Annotated in this window: 17 protein-coding genes; 14 read left to right on the top strand and 3 right to left on the bottom strand. The window is 36.8% G+C overall.

Features of this window, described 5'->3' with window-relative positions; genetic code table 11:
• Nucleotides 1-291: 291 nt before the first annotated feature.
• The 3 genes from infB to rimP form a co-directional block, all read right to left on the bottom strand.
• Entirely contained in the window at nt 292-3,243 is a 2,952-nt protein-coding gene (gene infB / locus DRF61_RS16470; RefSeq protein ID WP_111959004.1) for a translation initiation factor IF-2, read from the bottom strand.
• 77 nt (nt 3,244-3,320) lie between these two features.
• On the bottom strand, nt 3,321-4,556 hold the full coding sequence (gene nusA / locus DRF61_RS16465) for a transcription termination factor NusA (protein WP_111959002.1): 1,236 nt from the start codon (nt 4,554-4,556) through the stop codon (nt 3,321-3,323).
• A gap of 15 nt (nt 4,557-4,571) precedes the next feature.
• Nucleotides 4,572-5,039 (bottom strand): ribosome assembly cofactor RimP, encoded by a 468-nt coding sequence (gene rimP, locus DRF61_RS16460; protein WP_111959000.1) that lies wholly within the window; start codon nt 5,037-5,039, stop codon nt 4,572-4,574.
• A gap of 216 nt (nt 5,040-5,255) precedes the next feature.
• On the opposite strand from rimP, the gene DRF61_RS16455 reads away from it, so the two are divergent.
• The 14 genes from DRF61_RS16455 to DRF61_RS16390 all read left to right on the top strand — a co-directional run bounded on the left by DRF61_RS16455 (nt 5,256) and on the right by DRF61_RS16390 (nt 19,456).
• Nucleotides 5,256-6,572: a UDP-glucose dehydrogenase family protein gene (locus tag DRF61_RS16455; protein ID WP_111958998.1), complete on the top strand. Its 1,317-nt coding sequence runs from the start codon at nt 5,256-5,258 to the stop codon at nt 6,570-6,572.
• On the top strand, nt 6,573-7,652 hold the full coding sequence (gene rfbB / locus DRF61_RS16450) for a dTDP-glucose 4,6-dehydratase (RefSeq protein WP_111958996.1): 1,080 nt from the start codon (nt 6,573-6,575) through the stop codon (nt 7,650-7,652). It begins immediately after the preceding gene.
• Nucleotides 7,653-7,664: 12 nt separating this feature from the next.
• Nucleotides 7,665-8,528: a glucose-1-phosphate thymidylyltransferase RfbA gene (rfbA, locus tag DRF61_RS16445; RefSeq protein WP_111958994.1), complete on the top strand. Its 864-nt coding sequence runs from the start codon at nt 7,665-7,667 to the stop codon at nt 8,526-8,528.
• Nucleotides 8,529-8,728: 200 nt separating this feature from the next.
• Nucleotides 8,729-9,142, top strand: a complete 414-nt coding sequence (locus tag DRF61_RS16440) for a sugar 3,4-ketoisomerase (protein WP_111958992.1) — start codon at nt 8,729-8,731, stop codon at nt 9,140-9,142.
• Nucleotides 9,143-9,195: 53 nt separating this feature from the next.
• On the top strand, nt 9,196-9,723 hold the full coding sequence (locus tag DRF61_RS16435) for a GNAT family N-acetyltransferase (RefSeq protein WP_111958990.1): 528 nt from the start codon (nt 9,196-9,198) through the stop codon (nt 9,721-9,723).
• A gap of 4 nt (nt 9,724-9,727) precedes the next feature.
• Entirely contained in the window at nt 9,728-9,958 is a 231-nt protein-coding gene (locus DRF61_RS16430) for an acyl carrier protein (protein WP_111958988.1), read from the top strand.
• Between the two features lie 10 nt (nt 9,959-9,968).
• Complete coding sequence (locus DRF61_RS16425; protein WP_111958986.1) at nt 9,969-10,940, top strand: 3-oxoacyl-ACP synthase III family protein; 972 nt, start codon at nt 9,969-9,971, stop codon at nt 10,938-10,940.
• Between the two features lie 18 nt (nt 10,941-10,958).
• On the top strand, nt 10,959-12,059 hold the full coding sequence (locus tag DRF61_RS16420) for a DegT/DnrJ/EryC1/StrS family aminotransferase (RefSeq protein ID WP_111958984.1): 1,101 nt from the start codon (nt 10,959-10,961) through the stop codon (nt 12,057-12,059).
• A gap of 258 nt (nt 12,060-12,317) precedes the next feature.
• Nucleotides 12,318-13,163: an ABC transporter permease gene (locus DRF61_RS16415; RefSeq protein WP_111958982.1), complete on the top strand. Its 846-nt coding sequence runs from the start codon at nt 12,318-12,320 to the stop codon at nt 13,161-13,163.
• Between the two features lie 39 nt (nt 13,164-13,202).
• Nucleotides 13,203-14,438: an ABC transporter ATP-binding protein gene (locus DRF61_RS16410; RefSeq protein ID WP_111958980.1), complete on the top strand. Its 1,236-nt coding sequence runs from the start codon at nt 13,203-13,205 to the stop codon at nt 14,436-14,438.
• A gap of 6 nt (nt 14,439-14,444) precedes the next feature.
• A complete protein-coding gene (locus tag DRF61_RS16405; protein ID WP_111958978.1) occupies nt 14,445-15,767 on the top strand; it encodes a glycosyltransferase in 1,323 nt (440 codons plus the stop codon).
• Nucleotides 15,757-17,613, top strand: a complete 1,857-nt coding sequence (locus DRF61_RS16400; protein WP_111958976.1) for a DCC1-like thiol-disulfide oxidoreductase family protein — start codon at nt 15,757-15,759, stop codon at nt 17,611-17,613. Before DRF61_RS16405 ends, DRF61_RS16400 begins: the two co-directional genes overlap by 11 nt.
• A 38-nt stretch (nt 17,614-17,651) precedes the next feature.
• Entirely contained in the window at nt 17,652-18,773 is a 1,122-nt protein-coding gene (locus DRF61_RS16395) for an ATP-grasp domain-containing protein (RefSeq protein WP_111958974.1), read from the top strand.
• 50 nt (nt 18,774-18,823) lie between these two features.
• Nucleotides 18,824-19,456 carry an acetyltransferase gene (locus DRF61_RS16390; RefSeq protein WP_111958972.1) on the top strand — a complete coding sequence of 211 codons (633 nt, stop codon included), beginning with the start codon at nt 18,824-18,826 and terminating at the stop codon, nt 19,454-19,456.
• Nucleotides 19,457-19,458: the final 2 nt, after the last annotated feature.

The following is a 19,458-nucleotide window of genomic DNA, read 5'->3' as shown; positions in this document are numbered from 1 at the left end:
ATAAAAAAGTGGTTTTCATGCATTTATAATTATAAAATAATTTCTTCAATTTCTTTTAATAATAGATCATAAGAGCTAAAGATACGATTTCAATAGTATCATAACTCACTATTATTTTACAAATAGCATTCATCAAATTTATTATTTAAAAGATTTAATTTGTTAAGTTACCACTTAGTCCACCATATACTAGTTAACCTTAATTCATCTATATCAATAAAAAAATTCCATAATTGCCTAAAAAAACCACTTTTCGAAAAAAGTGGTTAAAATTTTATGATTAATTAACTATTATTTCAGCTTCTTCTTAACAGCTACCTGTTCGTAAACTTCAAGAATATCTCCGACTTCAATGTCGTTATAACCTTTCAGGTTCAATCCACACTCGTAACCTTTGGTTACTTCTCTTACATCATCTTTGAAACGCTTCAAGCTTTCCAGCTCTCCGTCGAATTTAACGATACCGTCTCTTAATACCCTTACTTTAGACTGTCTGGTTACTTTACCTGAAAGAACCATACATCCTGCAATGGTACCTACTTTAGAGATTTTAAATACCTCTCTGATCTCAACATTACCGATTACCTGTTCTTTGATCTCAGGAGAAAGCATACCTTCCATCGCTTCTTTAACCTCATCAATAGCAGCATAAATTACTGAATAGGTTCTGATCTCTATTTCTTCTTTATCAGCTAATTCTTTAGCATTAGCACCGGCTCTAACATTAAATCCGATAATAATTGCGTCAGAAGCAGTTGCTAAGTTAACATCTGATTCAGTGATCTGTCCAACCCCTTTATGTAAGATATTAACGTTGATTTCTGCTGTAGATAATCTCTGTAACTGATCAGATAATGCTTCTACTGAACCATCCACGTCACCCTTAAGAATAATATTCAATTCTTTAAATTCACCTAAAGCAATTCTTCTTCCAAGTTCTTCAAGTGTAGTATGCTTCTTAGTTCTGATTGAAAGTTCCCTTTGTAACTGCTCTCTCTTATTGGCTATGATTTTAGCTTCGCTTTCATCTGCATATACCTTAAATTTATCACCTGCCGTTGGTGCTCCATCAAGACCTAAAATAGTAACAGGAATTGAAGGACCGGCTTCTTTAAGGTTTCTGCCTCTTTCATCAAGCATAGCTTTTACCTTACCGTGGTTCTTACCTGCCACTACATAATCTCCAACTCTTAGGGTTCCGGTCTGTACCAACATAGTAGCTACATATCCTCTTCCTTTGTCCAGTGAAGCCTCAATAACAACTCCTTGAGCCGCTCTGTCAGGATTAGCCTTCAGATCAAGCATTTCTGCCTGAAGTAATACTTTTTCCAAAAGAACATCCATGTTGTTACCAAATTTCGCAGAAATTTCTTGCGCCTGAACATTTCCACCCCATTCTTCTACCAGGATATTCATCCCAGAAAGTTGTTGACGGATATTATCAGGATTAGCATTTGGTCTGTCCACTTTGTTCAAGGCAATGATCATTGGCACTCCTGCAGCCTGTGCGTGAGAAATTGCTTCTCTCGTTTGAGGCATCACATCATCATCAGCAGCAATTACAATAATTGCAATATCGGTGATCTGAGCACCTCTGGCTCTCATCGCGGTAAATGCTTCGTGACCCGGCGTATCTAAGAATGTAATTCTTTGTCCGTTCTCCAATTTTACGTTGTAGGCTCCAATGTGCTGAGTAATTCCTCCTGACTCACCAGCAATAACGTTAGTTTTTCTGATGTAGTCAAGTAAAGACGTTTTACCGTGGTCAACGTGACCCATTACCGTTACGATTGGTGCTCTTGGAGAAAGATCCTCCTCAGTATCCATATCCTCTTCAGATTCCACCTCTTCAAGGTCAGCATCTGAGAATTCTATTTTATAACCAAATTCATCTGCAACCAATAACAAAGTATCAGCTTCCAGTCTTTGGTTCATTGTTACCATTACACCTAAAGAGAAACAAGCAGAAATAACTTCTGTTGGAGAAACATTCATTAAACTAGCCAATTCACCTACTGTGATGAATTCGGTAACTTTTAATGATCTGTCCTGAGCATCAATTTCCTGCTGACGTTCATCCTGTTCTCTACGGTAGGTTCTTTTATCTTTTCTGTGTTTAGCAGATTTGGATTTACCTCCTTTATTGGTTAATTTTTCAAGAGTTTCCTTGATCTGATTTTTAACCTGTTCGTCGGTAAGCTCAACAGGCATAGTTCTCTGCCCTGGTCTGTTGTTGTTTCCGCCTGGACCTTTTTTGAATCCGCCTCCCTGACCTGGTGGACGGTTTCCTTGGTTATTTCCAAAACGGTTACCTCCCGGACCTCCTTGACCTGGCGGACGGTTCCCTCCTGGGCCTCCCTGTCCTGGTGGACGGTTTCCTCCTGGGCCTCCCTGACCTTGCGGTCGATTACCCTGACCTCCTTGGTTATTGTTATTATTTCCTGAGTTTTGATTATTCCCTTGGCCTTGCTGATTTGGTCCTCCGGGTTTCTCAATTCTCTTTCTTTTCTTTTTAGCGCCAGAACCAGGTTTTGGTGCAAACTGTGTTAAATCAATTTTTTCACCAACGATTTTAGGACCGTCAAGCTTCTGATAAACAGTTTCTATTTTCTGAGGTTCCTGAGATTCAGGCTCAGCTGGTTTTTGAGGCTCTGCCTTATTTTCAGCAGGCTCAGGCTGCTTTGGAGTTTCTTTCACAGGTTCTGCCGGTTTTTCCTCTTCTTTTTTCTCCTCCATTTTGGGTTTATCTTTTTTTACAGGTCTATTTCTAGATTCTATTTGGGACAGATCGATTTTATCCAGAACTTTGAATTCCTGTTTTTCAGGAGCTGCTTTAACTTCCGGCTCAGCCACAACTTCTTCTTTCTTTTCTTCAACCGGTACTGCTACGGGTGCTGGCGCCGCAGGAGTTTCTTCAACTTCAGGAGTTTTAGATTCAAGATCTATTTTACCTAAAATTTTAGTTTCCGGTTTATTTGCTTTAGCTCTTATTACTTCAGGGGTTTTCTTTTCTTCAATTTCCAGTTTTTCTTCCGGAACTTTAGTGATCACCACCTCATGGGAAGCCTTTCTCTGTTCGCCGTCTTTGGCAAACTCAGCCTCCAATGCAGAATATGCCGCTTCTTCTAATTGAGCGTTAGGATTGTTTTCAACTTCGAAATCCTTTGACTGTAAAAACTCTACTAATCTGGACATCGAAATATTGAATTCCTTAACCGCTTTATTTAATCTTATTTTTGGCATCTATATTATTTACTATTTTTTTTAATTCTTAAAATTAAAGTATTCTTTTTTACTGTTTATTAAAATTCATTAAAATCTTAATCTTCAAATTCTTCTCTCAGAATACGTTTTACATCTTCGATGGTTTCTTCTTCAAGATCTACCATATTCAGAAGGCTTTCGGTATCCTTATCCAATACTGATTTCGCAGTAGTAAGACCTACTTTCTTAAATTCATCTAAAATCCACTGCTCAATATCGTCATTAAATTCTCTCAAATCAACATCGTCATCCTCGCTGGATTCTCTATAAACATCTATTTCATATCCGGATAACCAAGAAGCCAGTCTGATATTCTGTCCTTGTTTTCCGATCACTTTGGAAATCTCTTCAACCGGAGTATAAACCAGTGCATAGTTTGCATCCTCGTTGATATCAATTTTGTTGATGGTAACATTTCCTAAAGCTCTTTTCACCATGATTTCAGGGTTTTTAGACCACTGAATCACGTCGATGTTTTCATTTCTCAACTCTCTTACAACCCCATGAATTCTGGATCCTTTCACTCCCACACAAGCACCTACAGGATCTATTCTGTCATCATAAGCATCTACTGCAATCTTTGCCTTCTCACCAGGAATTCTTACTACTTTCTTAAGCATGATTGTTCCGTCCTGGATTTCAGGAATTTCCAGCTCCAGTAATTTCTCTAGGAATTTAGGTGCAGTTCTGGAAATAATAATCTGTGGTTTTGAACCTTTAAAATCTACTGTCTCAACAATAGCTCTGATATTTTCGCCTTTTTTAAAGAAGTCGGATGGAATCTGATTTTCTTTTGGCAAAATGAATTCGTTCTCCTCATCATCCAATAAGATCACATGTTTGTGACGGATGTGGTGAATCTCCCCAATAACAATTTCCCCAATTTTATCTCTGAACTGCTCATAAAGCATTGCATTATTATGTTCCTGAAGTTTTGTGGCCAGGATCTGCTTTAAGGTAAGAATATTTCTTCTACCCAGTTGGGCAACAGGGATTTCCATTGTAAAATCTTCACCTACTTCAAAAGTAGGGTCAATCTTCTTAGCTTCAGAAAGCTCAATTTCCAGATCGTCATCTTCAGACATTTCGTCCTCTACAATCGTTTTATTTAAAAATATCTGAAAATCTCCTTTATCAGGGTTCACAATTACATCAAAATGATCATCTGAATCAAATCTTTTTCTCAAAAGGGTCTTCAGTGAATCTTCAATAATTGCCATAAGATCAATCTTACTGATCCCTTTTTCGTCTTTAAAATCACCAAAGGATTCAATCAACGCTATATTATCCATTTATTTTTTTTTCTTTTAAAATTTAATTATTACTAACGCTTTTTTTATCTCAGAGTAAGGAATTTCTTTTTCCTCCTCCACATCCACTTTCCCTTTTCCGACTTCTTTCGGTTTTCGGTAGCGTAAAATAAGTGTAATCTTTTCCTCATCCACTTTTGCCAGCTCACCTTCAATTTTGGAAGAATCATTCAGCAATACTTCTATTTCTCTTCCGATATTTTTCCTGAACTGTCTCGGAGCGGCGAGCGGCTCACTGAGTCCCGCAGACATTACCTGAAGGCTGAAATCATGTTCCTCACGATCCATATTAAACTCTATCGCACGGCTTGCATCAAGGCAGTCCTGAAGAGTCACCCCATTATCACCATCCAAGATCACAGTAATATCATCTCCTGCAGAAAATTTCAGATCAACAAGAAATAAATCCTTTCTGGTCTCAAGGAATTCATTTAATAATTCTTCAATTCTTTTTCTAAACTCCATACATTAATTATCTTGATTTACCAGTACGAAAAAAGGCTTTCTTCCGAAGCCTTCCCATTTTTCCTGTAAATCCACTGCAAATATACGCATTTTTTCTAAAAAAGCAAAATCTACTTAATTATCAAGTAAATACCTTAAAATTTCGATTAAGGTAAATTAAACAGGCAGGTGAAAGTATTTTTATTATTTTTGTCCTGAAATTTAAAAACATACATTTTGAATATAACAATTGTAGGAACAGGTTATGTAGGGCTGGTTACAGGTACTACCCTGGCAGAACTTGGCAATTCAGTATACTGTGTTGATATTGATGAAAAGAAAGTAGAAGGTATGAAAAACGGCATTGTTCCCATCTATGAGCCGAACCTTGAAGAGATGTTTCTTAGAAACATTCAATCCGAAAGATTATTTTTCACCACCAATCTTAAAGAAGCTTTAGACAAAAGCGAAGTCATATACCTCGCACTGCCAACACCACCGGGAGAAGACGGCTCTGCAGATCTTTCATATGTCATCCAGGTTGCCAATAATATTGGAGAAATGATGACAGAATATAAGGTCATTGTAAATAAAAGTACTGTTCCCGTAGGAACCGCGGATAAAGTAAGAGAAGTAATTGCTTCTAAAACGAACATCCCTTTTGATGTAGTTTCCAATCCCGAATTTTTAAGAGAAGGGTTTGCCGTGGAAGATTCCATGAATCCTTCAAGGGTCGTTGTGGGTGCCAGCTCTGAAAAAGCAAAAAATATTATGGCTCAGATTTATCAGCCATTTACCAATACAGGAATTCCGATCATCTTTATGGATGAAAAATCATCGGAGCTTACGAAATATGCCGCCAACTCATTCCTTGCCGTAAAAATCACTTTTATGAATGAAATTGCCAATTACTGTGAGAAAGTAGGCGCTGATGTAGATAAAGTGAGACTTGGGATGGGAAGTGATGACAGAATAGGACACCGTTTTTTATTTCCAGGTATCGGATATGGCGGAAGCTGTTTCCCTAAAGATGTAAAAGCCCTTATCAAATCCGGAATACAGGAGGATTTCAATTTCCAGATCCTTGAGGCTACTGAAAAAGTAAATACTTCACAAAAAGTAATTCTGGTTTCAGAGATTGAGAAATACTTCGGAGGAAATATCAGCGGAAAGAAAATTGCCATGTGGGGTCTGGCATTTAAGGCTAACACAGATGATATCCGTGAAGCATCTTCTTTGGACAATATCGCTCTTTTATTAGAGAAAGGCGCAGAAATTGCTGCGTATGATGCGGTAGCAGAAAGTAATGTAAAGAGACTTCTTGGTGATAAGATACATTATGCGAAGGGAATGTATGATGCTCTTGAAGATGCAGATGCTTTATTCATAGCTACGGAATGGCCTGAGTTTAAAAATCCGAATTTTGAACTGATGGCTAAGAAAATGAAAAACAAAGTCATTTTTGACGGAAGAAATATGTATCCGTTAGAAATCCCACAACAGAATGGGTTTCATTATAAGAGTATAGGAAGAAAGACCATAGAAAATAAATAGATGAAAAATATAATTATTACCGGAGGAGCCGGATTTATAGGCTCTCACGTTGTAAGAGAGTTCGTAAAAAATAATCCGGAAACAACGATCATTAATCTTGATGCCCTTACTTACGCCGGAAACCTGGAAAACCTTAAGGACATTGAAAACGAGCCTAATTACGTTTTCGAAAAGGCAGACATTACAAAACCTGAAGAATTAAGAAAAGTATTCGAAAAATACAACCCTGACGCCGTAGTGCATCTAGCGGCAGAAAGCCACGTAGACAGAAGTATTACAGACCCAATGGCATTTATTAATACCAATGTGAACGGAACTGCCAATCTTCTTAATCTGTGTAAGGAGTTCTGGACCCTAAATCCGGATCACACGCATGGCAGATTTCCTGATGAGAAAAGAAATAATTTATTTTATCATGTTTCTACGGACGAAGTATACGGAAGTCTTGGCGAAACAGGATTCTTTTTGGAAACTACAGCTTATGATCCACAATCTCCGTATTCAGCTTCAAAAGCAGCGTCTGACCACCTGGTAAGAGCTTATGGAAATACTTACGGAATGCCATTCATCATATCCAACTGTTCCAACAATTATGGCCCGAATCATTTTCCTGAAAAATTAATTCCTCTGTGCATTTCAAACATTATTAATGAAAGACCATTACCAATTTATGGTGACGGAAAATATACAAGAGACTGGCTATTTGTAATCGATCATGCAAAAGGTATTCACCAGATTTTTAATGAAGCTAAGACCGGTGAAACTTATAATATTGGAGGGTTCAACGAGTGGCAGAATATTGATTTGGTGAAAGAATTGATCAAGCAAATGGATTCGAAGTTAGGAAAACCGGAAGGTCATTCTGAAAAATTAATCACTTTCGTAAAAGACAGACCGGGACACGATAAGCGTTATGCTATTGATGCGACTAAACTTAATAAAGATCTAGGCTGGAAACCATCTGTGACTTTTGAGGAAGGACTTTCAAAAACTATCGATTGGTATCTTGAAAATAAAGAATGGTTGGAAAATGTTACCAGTGGCGATTATCAGAAATACTACGAAAATCAATATAATTAACACACACAAAAGATGAAAGGCATTATATTAGCCGGAGGATCCGGGACACGACTTTACCCTCTTACCATTGCAGTAAGTAAACAGTTGATGCCTGTTTACGACAAACCAATGATATATTACCCTCTTTCAACTTTGTTGCTTGCTGGAATTAAAGATATCCTGATCATTACAACCCCTCATGACCAACCCGGATTTATCAAACTTTTAGGTGATGGATCCCAGATTGGATGTAATATAGAATATGTTGTACAGCCGAGTCCGGACGGGCTTGCCCAAGCCTTTATTTTAGGGGATACATTTATTGGCAATGATCCCGTTGCATTGGTTTTGGGAGACAATATTTTCTATGGCTCTGAAATGGGCACTTTGCTGAAGAATAAAACCAATCCGGATGGCGGAGTGGTTTTCGCTTATCACGTTTCCGATCCGGAGAGGTATGGAGTTGTAGAATTTGACAATGATTTTAAAGCTATATCTATTGAGGAAAAACCTTTAAATCCTAAATCGAATTATGCAGTTCCCGGCTTATATTTTTACGATAATGAAGTAGTGGAAATCTCAAAAAACATTCAGCCTTCTGCGAGAGGAGAACTTGAAATTACGGATGTCAATAATGTTTATTTAAGCAAAGGAAAACTTGAAGTAGGCGTTTTGGACAGAGGTACAGCCTGGCTTGATACCGGAACTTTTGACTCCCTGAATGATGCTTCTGAATTTGTAAGTGTTATTGAAAAAAGACAGGGCTTCAAAATAGGCTGTATTGAAGAAATTGCATTCCATAATAAATTCATCAACGAAGAAAAATTGCTTGAAACTGCTGAAAAATATGGCAAAAGCGGCTACGGCGAATACCTTAAGAAGCTCGTCAGAAAGTAACATTATCATATTCTGAACTTCATAACAACTATTGGCTTTATAGCCGATAGTTTTTTAATGTAAAAAATCTTATATTTTCTTTAATCCGAAAGACTTATTTGATGTAAATTTTCATACATAATTACATAATATTAACAGGCTGTACTCCGATAGTAATTTTATAATTAACTTTGAGGGCTTAAAGAATTTTTATAACATTAATGGAATACAATAAACCGCAAATTATTACATTCGATAAAATAGGATCATCCCATTTGGGTTATATTACTATAGCAGAGACTCAGAAAAATGTTCCTTTTGAGATAAAACGTGTCTACTGGACATATTATACGCCTCATGATGTAACAAGGGGAGGACATGCCCATAAGGCACTGCAGCAGTTCATATTTGCTGTTTCAGGAACCATCATCTTTAATACTGAGGATAAAGATGGCCATAAGGAAACTTTTACTTTAGACCACCCTACAAAAGGTTTATATATCCCCAAACTGGTATGGCGAGATATTCAGTTTTCCCATAATGCAGTTCTGTTGTGTTTGGCTTCGGAAGTATATGACGAAGAAGATTACTTCAGGGACTATGAAAGCTTTAAGGAAGCAGCGAAGAAGAAATAAGCTATCCTACACTTCACCTGGATGGTGGCGGTACTAAATATAAATAACATACGATGGTAATTGAATATAAAGGAATTAAACTAAGATTTGTTGAAGCTGATGATGCTTCATTTATAGTATCCATCAGGAATAATGAAAAAAAATCCAGATTTATCTCAAAAACTTCTCAGGATGTAGAAGCTCAGAAACAATGGATCTCGGATTATAAAAAACGGGAACAGCAGAAAAAAGAGTTTTATTTTATTGCAGTTGATGAAAACAATGAAGATTATGCAACCTACAGGGTTTATAAAATAGATTCCGGACTTCCCGAAATTGGCAGCTGGGTTTCCAAACCGGACTATTCCAACATCAAAAATTCAATAAAAGTAGATATTGCGGTGAAAGACTTTGTGCTGAACGAATTAAATTTTGACATCTTGCAATTTGAAGTAAGAAAACAAAATGCTTCAGTCAACAGCTATCACAAACTCTTTCAGCCGGAGCTGATAAGAAGCGACGATGAAAATAATTATTATTTATTAAAAAGAGACACCTTTAATACAATACTTCCAGATATTCTGAAAAAATTTAAAATATAAACTTATGTCAATAAATGAATTTATAAAGAACTTCCAGTCACAGCTGGAAAATACAGATACAGTTATAGAACCTGAAACAGCATATAGCCAAGAAAGCTACTGGGACTCGCTTACCGCAATGGTGATCAAAGTAATGATAGAAGACGAATATGGTGTAGATGTTGAGCCTGAACAGATTACCTCCTTCAAAGATATCAACGAACTATATTCTTTTATTGTTGAGAAAAAACAGTAAATATTAAATAATGGCTTTTATAAAACATATTTCAACATATATTCCTGAGAAGGTCATTTCCAATGAGGAAATTTCAAAAAAATTTCCTGACTGGGAAAGTGATAAAATTCTTGAAAAAATAGGGATCAGAAACAGGAATATTACCGGAGAGGATGAATTCACTTCAGATATTGCTGTTAAAGCTCTTAATAAACTTGTTGAAGAACATCAAATTGATAAGTCTGCGATAGATTATCTGATCGTATGCACGCAGAGTCCGGATTATTTCCTTCCCGCAACAGCCTGCCTTGTACAGGCTCAGGCCGGCTTAAATACAACCTGCGGAGCCATAGACATCAATCAGGGATGTTCAGGATATATTTACGGACTATCTCTAGCCAATGCCCTTATTGATTCTAAGATGATGAAGAATGTTGTTCTGATAACGGCAGAAACCTATTCAAAACACATTCATGAAGGTGATAAAGGAAATATCAGCCTTTTTGGGGACGCAGCTGCTGCAACCCTTATCTCCGAAGACGGGGACTATGAAATTCTGAAGTTTTCCGTAGGAACGGATGGAGAAGGTGCCAAAAACCTGATTGTTAAAAATGGTGCTGTCAGAAATAAAAATACTGGCGATCCGGAAGACAGGGATAATTATCTTCATATGGATGGTCCTAAGATCTTTGATTTCACTTCAAAAGCCATTCCCGGCCTTGTAGAAGAAAATTTAAAATTAAACGGATTTGAAAAAAGCGACATTGATACTTTTATATTTCATCAGGCCAATACATTCATGCTCGATTTCTTAAGAAAAAGAATTAAAATTCCTCAGGAGAATTTCGTCATCGACATGCTGGATTACGGCAATACCGTATCTTCTACCATTCCTATTGCTTTTAAAAATTCACTTACGGCAAGAGACCCCAAAAATGTAATGCTTGTCGGTTTTGGAGTAGGATATTCCTGGGGAGCAGTCTGTTTAAGAAAAAATAATTGAGCGTTAAAAAATAGCATTATGATAAAATTTCTTGATCTTCAGAAGATCAATTTACAGCATCAGGAAGAAATTGAGAACAAACTTTTAAGTGTATTCCGTAGTGGTTGGTATTTGTTGGGAAATGAGCTTAAAAATTTTGAAACCAACCTTTCCTCATATATCGGTTCAGAATATGCTTTAGGTGTAGCCAACGGGCTAGATGCCCTTCGTCTTATCTTCCGTGCTTATATAGAACTAGGGGTAATGAAACCGGGCGACGAAGTGCTTGTTCCGGCCAACACATATATCGCTTCAGTTCTTGCTTTATCAGACAATGGGCTTATTCCTGTATTTGTAGAACCGGATGTCAATACGTACAATATTGATGTTTCGAAAATTGAAGAAAAAATAACGCCGAAAACGAAAGCCATCCTCATTGTCCATCTTCAGGGAAGAATTGTTTTTTCTGAAGAGCTTAAAAATATCGCAGCAAAGTACAATCTAAAGATCGTAGAAGACAATGCACAGGCAATAGGCGCAGAGTGGAACGGTATTAAATCAGGAAACCTTGGTGATGCTGCAGGTTTCAGCTTCTATCCCGGGAAAAACCTTGGAGCTTTAGGTGATGCAGGAGCCGTAACCACGAATAACAAAGAAGTATTCGATGCCATACGTGCTATAGCCAACTACGGTTCAAACCAGAAATATATTAACATTTATAAAGGATTAAACTCCAGGCTGGATGAAATTCAGGCCGCTGTTTTGGATGTGAAGCTGAAGTATATCGGCCACGAAAATGGTACCCGACGAGAAATCGCCAAAAGATTCATCGCAGAGATCAACAATCCAAAGATCATCCTTCCTGAAAATCCTGCAGACGAAAAAGAACACGTATGGCATGTTTTCGTCATAAGAACAGAAAAGAGAGATGAGCTTCAGGCTTATTTAACGGAAAAAGGTATCAGTACCATTATCCACTATCCTATTCCGCCTCACAAGCAGGAAGCATACAAAGAATACAGCCACCTTTCATTCCCTATTACAGAGAAAATGCATGATGAAGTACTGAGCCTTCCGATTTCTTCTGTTTTGGAAGAGGAAGAAATACAGGCTATTATCAAAGCTGTTAACGAATTTTAAATTAAAGAATATCTGTAATGCGTTTAAAACCTATTTCAGGCAAGATGCTTCACAATGAATATCCTAAACAATCCGTCAACAAATAAGATTCTTATTATAAATTTCAAGAACTATTAGCTTTATGGCTAATAGTTTTTTGTTCATAATAACAAATATTAATATATTAGTTGTTGTTTTCGGATTTATGTGAATAATTATTCACTAATTAAAAATACTAAATAAGAATTAAATATTTTAAATTTGCAAAAACTTACACAAATGAATGAACCACAGCAGAAGTGGACAGAAACGATTGATGCCGATCATTCTTTATTGGACTTAAAACTTAAAGAGGTCTGGAGATATAAAGATTTAGTCTATATGTTTATTAAAAGAGACTTTGTTTCCAGCTTTAAACAAACTGTATTAGGCCCGGTTTGGTTTTTTATTAACCCTATTTTGACTACGGTTGTATATCTTGTAGTTTTTGGTAAAATAGCTAAACTTCCCACAGATGGACCTCCCCTTTTATTTTACCTTGCAGGAGTTACCCTCTGGAATTATTTTTCGACCTCACTTATTGCAACGTCTAATACATTTGCCGGGAATGCTGGTATTTTTGGAAAAGTTTATTTTCCAAGACTCGTAACCCCTTTGTCAATAGTAATATCCAATCTGATGCGGTTTACAGTACAATTCCTTTTATTCATCCTGGCCTGGATATATTACCTTACCAAAGGAGAAGTTCATCCTAACATCTGGGTTCTTGCCACACCATTCCTTATCATCCTGATGGCTTTTTTCGCTTTAGGAGTTGGAATGATTTTTTCTTCACTTACTACCAAATACAAAGACCTCAGCATGTTGTTGGGATTCGGGATAAGCCTGTATATGTACGCAACTCCGGTAATTTATCCGGTATCTGCCTTACAGGGTATTTTCAGAAAACTGGCTTACTATAATCCACTGACAGGCATTTTTGAATGTTTTAAATATGCATGGATCGGTTCCGGAGATTTTTCACCTGCAATGCTGGGAGTCAGCTCAGTGATCATTTTGGTCCTTCTGATGATAGGCGTTGTTGTTTTTAATAAGGTTGAAAAAACTTTCATGGACACCGTTTAGGAACACCATCTTTTATTAATTTTAAATTCCAATTAAACTATGCTGGCTTTAAAAGCAGAAAATATATCAAAACAATACCGTCTCGGACAAGTGGGAACAGGTACGCTTTCTCACGACCTGAACAGGTTTTGGCACAAAGTAAGGGGTAAGGAAGATCCATATTTAAAAATCGGAGAAGCCAACGACAGAGCAACAAAAGGAAATTCTGAATATGTATGGTCACTCCGTGATATCGATTTTGAAATCGAGCAAGGCAGTGCTGTAGGAATCATCGGAAGAAACGGGGCCGGAAAATCTACCCTGCTGAAAATCCTGAGTAAGGTAACCAAGCCTACCACCGGAAGAATACACACCAACGGCAGAATTGCTTCTTTACTGGAAGTTGGTACAGGTTTTCACCCTGAAATGACGGGGCGTGAAAATGTCTTTCTCAACGGTGCTATTCTCGGAATGACTCGAAAAGAGATTACCAGAAAATTTGACGAGATCGTTGCTTTCTCAGGAGTGGAAAGATATATAGACACTCCGGTAAAAAGATATTCTTCGGGGATGTATGTGCGTCTTGCATTCGCAGTTGCCGCACACCTTGAATCTGAAATCCTGATCGTTGACGAGGTTTTGGCCGTAGGAGATGCGGATTTCCAGAAAAAATGTATTGGAAAAATGGGCGATGTTACCAGAGGAGAGGGAAGGACCATTTTATTTGTAAGCCATAATATGGCTGCCGTAAAACAGTTATGTAATAGCGGTATTCTTATGAAGAACGGTATGCTTGCAGACCAAGGAAGTATCAATCAGGTTCTGGAAAACTATATCATCCATGAATTATCTCCAAACTCTGAATTCAAATACATTGAAGACCTGAGTAAAAAGGCTCAGATTCACAATGTCAAAATTTTCAATAATAAGAATATTGAGACCATGGAGTTCAGTCATACCGATGATATTAACATCAATATAGACTATATCAACAGAAGCGTTACTAAGGGAGTACGCGTCAATATTGCCATCTTAGACAAGTTTGAAAATGTTATTTTCATTACAAGAAAAACATTTGACGATATGCATGAGAACAGCCTGTCTATACAGATCGAGGGCAACAAGCTTATCCCCAACACGTATATACTTTCTGTAGCATTAGATACTCCGGGGGTCGAACTTTATGATTATATAAAGGGAGGCATCCAGATCAGTATCGTTGAAACAGGGCATGAAAACTTTCTTACGGGAGATACTGATAATGGCATCATTCATCCTCCTGTACTATGGATGTAAGTACTTATGAAAAAGATATTAGTTTTATCTACAGGCGATGTAAACGGCGCCTATGAAGCCATGTACAAAGTAGCTCATATTTTAAAAAATATGGGACATGAAGTGGTGATGTGTGTAAAGAATAAAACGAAAGCGGATGATTTTATAAAACCTTATATTCCTATACAGCATCCTCCTGTTACTAAAAATTTATCTTTAACAGAGAGGGCAATACGGAAAATAAAAACAAAATTGACACAGCCTCAGGCTGTAGTAAAAAAAGCATTGATAACAGAAAGTAAGTATTCTTTTTTGAGCAAAGATGAAATTACAGAACATATCAATGTGGAAAGTCTGTTAAAATCTGTGGGCTTCGTCCCGGATTATATTTTTACCGGTATGACCATTGATTTTCTTAACAGTACGGATCTTTTCAACATTCAAAAAGCCACGCGGGCAAAAATATACAATATCACAGTGGATATGAACCATTTTACAGGAGGATGTCATTTTTCCTGGGGATGTGAAGGCTATATGAACAATTGTGATCACTGTCCGGCAATTCCCGATGAATCTCAAAAACACGTAGCAAAAGATAATCTGGAAAGAAAATATCAAAATGCCCAAAAAGCTTCTTTTCAAATTATTGCGGGATCGGGTTTAACCCTGGAACAGGCAAAAAAATCAAAAATCTACAGGGAGCAGGAGGTCATCTACAATATCAACAGCCTGATAGATACTACCCTGCTCAACGATAAGAACAAAAATATCGCTAAAAATATTTTCTCTTTATCGGAGGATAATTTTTATATCCTTACCGGAGCACAGAACATGGAAGATCCCCGTAAAGGTTTTAAATATCTTCTTGAAGCTTTAGAAATCCTGGATCAGGAGCTTCCGGAAGATCTGAAAAATAAAATAAATCTTTTAGTTGTTTCCAACAGTATAAATAAAGAATTCGATAGGGTTACTTTTAAGAAGCAGAAAATAGATTATATCAAGGACTACAGACTGTTATCATTATTGTATCAGGCAACGGACGTTTTTGTCAACTCTTCTATTGAAGATTCCGGCCCGATGATGGTTTCGGAAGCTTTAGCCTGTGGAACCCCCGTTGTAGGCTTCAACACAGGAGTATTAACCAATATGGTCATTGACGATTACAACGGATATAAAATCCCTATGAAAGACAGCCGCCAGCTGGCAGAAGGGATCAAAAAAATATTTGATCTGGATAAAAACCAATATGCAGCTTTTTCAAAAAATGCGGTACAGCAGGTTCAGGAATTTTCATCATATGAATATGCAGAAGAAATTTTTACAAAAATTTTAGGACAGAATGATCAATAGACTTTATAATAAAAAAATTTCCGGGCTTGGGCTTTCCATTTTCAGAATTGCCTACACATTGGTGTTATTCTGTGAAGTCGTCCAGTTCAATTATTTCAAACATCTGATCTTTGACAAGATTCCTTTTATAAGACCTGCCGAAATCGACTTTGGAATTCCTATAAAAATATGGATGATTGCCATTATTTTTGTCACGCTCGGACTTTTTACAAGACTGGCAACCATCATTAATTATTTAATGACCATTATTCTGTTGGGAAGCATAAATACTTATGAATACCATATGTTTTATGCTTATCTCGGAATGAATTTCCTCCTGATGTTTCTTCCTATATCCAGGAATCTTTCCCTGGACCGCCTTCTGCTGAAATATAAATATTCAAATACCAGGTTCCAATATAACCCTCCTAAAAAAGTAAGTGTTTTAGCTTACCTTATACCTGTTTTTGTTGGAATGGGTTTTGTGTATTTCGATTCCATATTTTATAAATTTACATCGGCATACTGGACAGTAGGGTTGGGAATGTGGTATCCCAGCAGTATTCCGTTTACCAATTATATCTCTATTCCCACTATACTGGATCAGAAATACCTGATGCTTTTCCTTGGGTACTTAACCATGGGTTTTGAATTAATTTTCATTTTTACTTTTTTTAGAAAGAAATGGCGGATCCCCCTACTCATCATCGGATTAGGCTTACATCTGGGTATATTGATTTGTTATCCCATTCCCTGGTTCGGATTGGGAATGTGTGCCATTTACCTTCTGATGGTTCCCGTTTCCTGGTGGGAAAAATTATTTAAAAGCTCCGAAAAACCGGCAAAACTCATCTTTTACTATGATGGAGACTGCCCTCTGTGTAACCGTACCAAGATAACAATACAACATTTTGATGTTGCAAAAAGAATTGATTTCAAAACGGTACAGTATTATGCAGAACAAAATGAGTTATTGAAGAATATACCCACAGATACTCTTCTGGATGACATTCATTCAGTACGAAATGGGAAAGTGTATAAAGGACTGGATACCTATATTCAGGTTTTAAATGCCATTACTTACTTAAAACCGCTAAGCTGGACCTTACGTATCCCCGGAATTTATCACACCGGAAGGGCAGTCTACCAATATATAGCCAAAAACAGAAATACAGAACGCTGTACAGAAGAAAACTGTGGCTATACCCCTCCAGTAACTCCTCCTGATGAAGATCAATTAAAAATCCTTCAAAATTATACCCTTAAAGATCTTAAAATTTCTCTTATCAAAACAGGTCTGTACATCATCATATTGCTGCAGGTGATTGTTTCTTATAATTCGATACAGAAAAAAGGAGGTTTTGAAAACACATTTTTAGGAAAAGAAATGGCCAAAACCTCAGATGCAGTAGAAAAACCATCAAAAACCTATCTGGGAATTACCCATCATGCTGTTTTTATGGATTATCATTTTAATGCATACAATCATATTATTTCCGTTGTTTACGTTGATAAAACAGGCCACGAAGTTTGGCTGCCTATTATTGACAAAGACGGTACCGCCGGAAACTATCTTAAGGGGCCCATATGGATCAAGTGGTGCTTCCGTACTGCAGACAACAATATTAACCAGGAAAATCTAAAAAGGGGAATCAGAGACTTTACAGCATTTTGGGCTAAGATGAATGGAGTAGGTTTAAAAAATGCCAAGTTTATAATAAAAGTCAAAAAAATTGATACTCTGCCTAATCACTGGGAAAAAGGATTCTTAAAAAGACAAATGGAAAAGCCTTGGATGGATGTGGGTATTGTAACATGGCTTAATAAGAAATATTCTATAGACATTAAGGAAATTGAAAGATTATAACATTTTCTAAACATCATCTCAAATTTAAAAGATAAACAATGAAAAAAATCGCAATCTTAGGAGCTAGCTATTTACAATTGCCTCTCGTTCAAAAAGCAAAAGAAAACGGACTGGAAGTTCATTGTTTTGCATGGGATGACGGCAAAGCTGTTTGTAAAGATATTGCTGATTATTTTTATGATATTTCTGTTTTAGAAAAGGAAATTATTCTCGAAGAATGTAAAAAAATAGGAATACATGGAATTCTTACGATAGCTACGGACATCTGTATTCCCAGTATAGCTTATATAGCCAGCAATTTGGGATTACCCGGAAACAGTATTGAATGTTCATTGCTGACCACCAATAAATCCTTAATGAGGAAATGCTTTAAAGAAAATAATATAGAATCCCCTCAATCTGTTACTGTTTCCGAATTCAACATAACAGACTTTGAATCGTTCACTTACCCTATTATTATAAAGCCCTCTGACAGATCAGGAAGCTTGGGTGTGATAAAAGCAACCTCTCCAGAAGAATGCAAAAAAGCAATAGAAAATGCAGTACATGTTTCTTTTTCTAAAACCTGTGTAGCGGAAGAATTTATCAAGGGAAAAGAAGTAAGTATAGAAACAATTAGCTACAAAGGTAAGCACCTTATAATTACCATAACAGATAAAGAAATAACGGAAGAACCTTATTTTGTAGAGTTGGCACACCATCAGCCAAGTGCATTTTCTGAAGAAATTAAAAATAAAATCCATGAGGTCAGTTATCATATACTGAACGCTACAAAAGTTGAAAATGGAGCATCTCATATAGAACTTATGATTACTGAAGACGGAAAAGTTTACCCAATAGAAATAGGAAGCAGAATGGGAGGAGATTTTATTGGCTCCGATCTTGTTCAGCTATCCACAGGATATGATTATTTGCAGGCCGTACTGGATATAGCACTAGGTCAGTATATTTTACCTGAAAGCGTGCAGTCAATAGCTTATTCCGGTGTTTACTTTTTATCGGAGGAAACAGAGTTTCTTCTTCCTGTTATCAATAGTAATAATGTAGATTATATTGTCAAAAAAGAAATTTTATCAGACATTCTTAAACCCGCTCACTCTAGCAACGATAGATCCGGCTATCTGATTTACAAATCTGATCATAAAATAATTTTAGAATGATAAAATTGATGTAATTTACCACACAGTATCAATATAAATCTATAAACATCATGAAACGAATTGCCATCATAGGATCGGGACATTTAGGACAGCAGATTGCGTATCATATCCATCATGATTCCAGCGATAAGGTGGTTGCTTTCTTTGATGAGTTTCAGCCGCTGAATACTATTATTGATCAAATTCCAGTTATTGGAGGAAACCAAGATGTAATTACAAAATATCAGCAAAATGAATTTGATGTAATTCTAATCGCCATTGGCTATAAACATCTTGATGCAAAAAAAGAACTGTTTCAAAACCTTGAAGGAAAAGTTCCGTTTCATACATTTATTCATTCCTCCTGTTATAGAGATCAGTCTGCATCCATTGGACAGGGATCGGTCATATATCCCGGCTGTGTTATTGACCAGAATGTAACGATTGAAGATAATGTATTAATGAATATTTCATGCACGGTGGCTCATGACACAGTGATAGGAAAACATTCTTTTCTGTCTCCATCTGTTGCTATTGCAGGTTTTGTAAACGTGAAAGAACAGTGCATTATAGGTATTAATTCCACTATTATAGATAATATTACAATGACTGCCAAAACCCAGATCGGAGGCGGCGGTGTTGTGATCAAAGACATTGATGAACCGGGATTATATGTAGGAAATCCTGTAAAATTTATACGATAAGT

Origin of the sequence: Chryseobacterium lathyri, from assembly GCF_003290185.1 — a bacterium.
GTDB lineage: Bacteria > Bacteroidota > Bacteroidia > Flavobacteriales > Weeksellaceae > Chryseobacterium > Chryseobacterium lathyri.
This window is presented reverse-complemented; position numbering and strand designations above follow the sequence as displayed.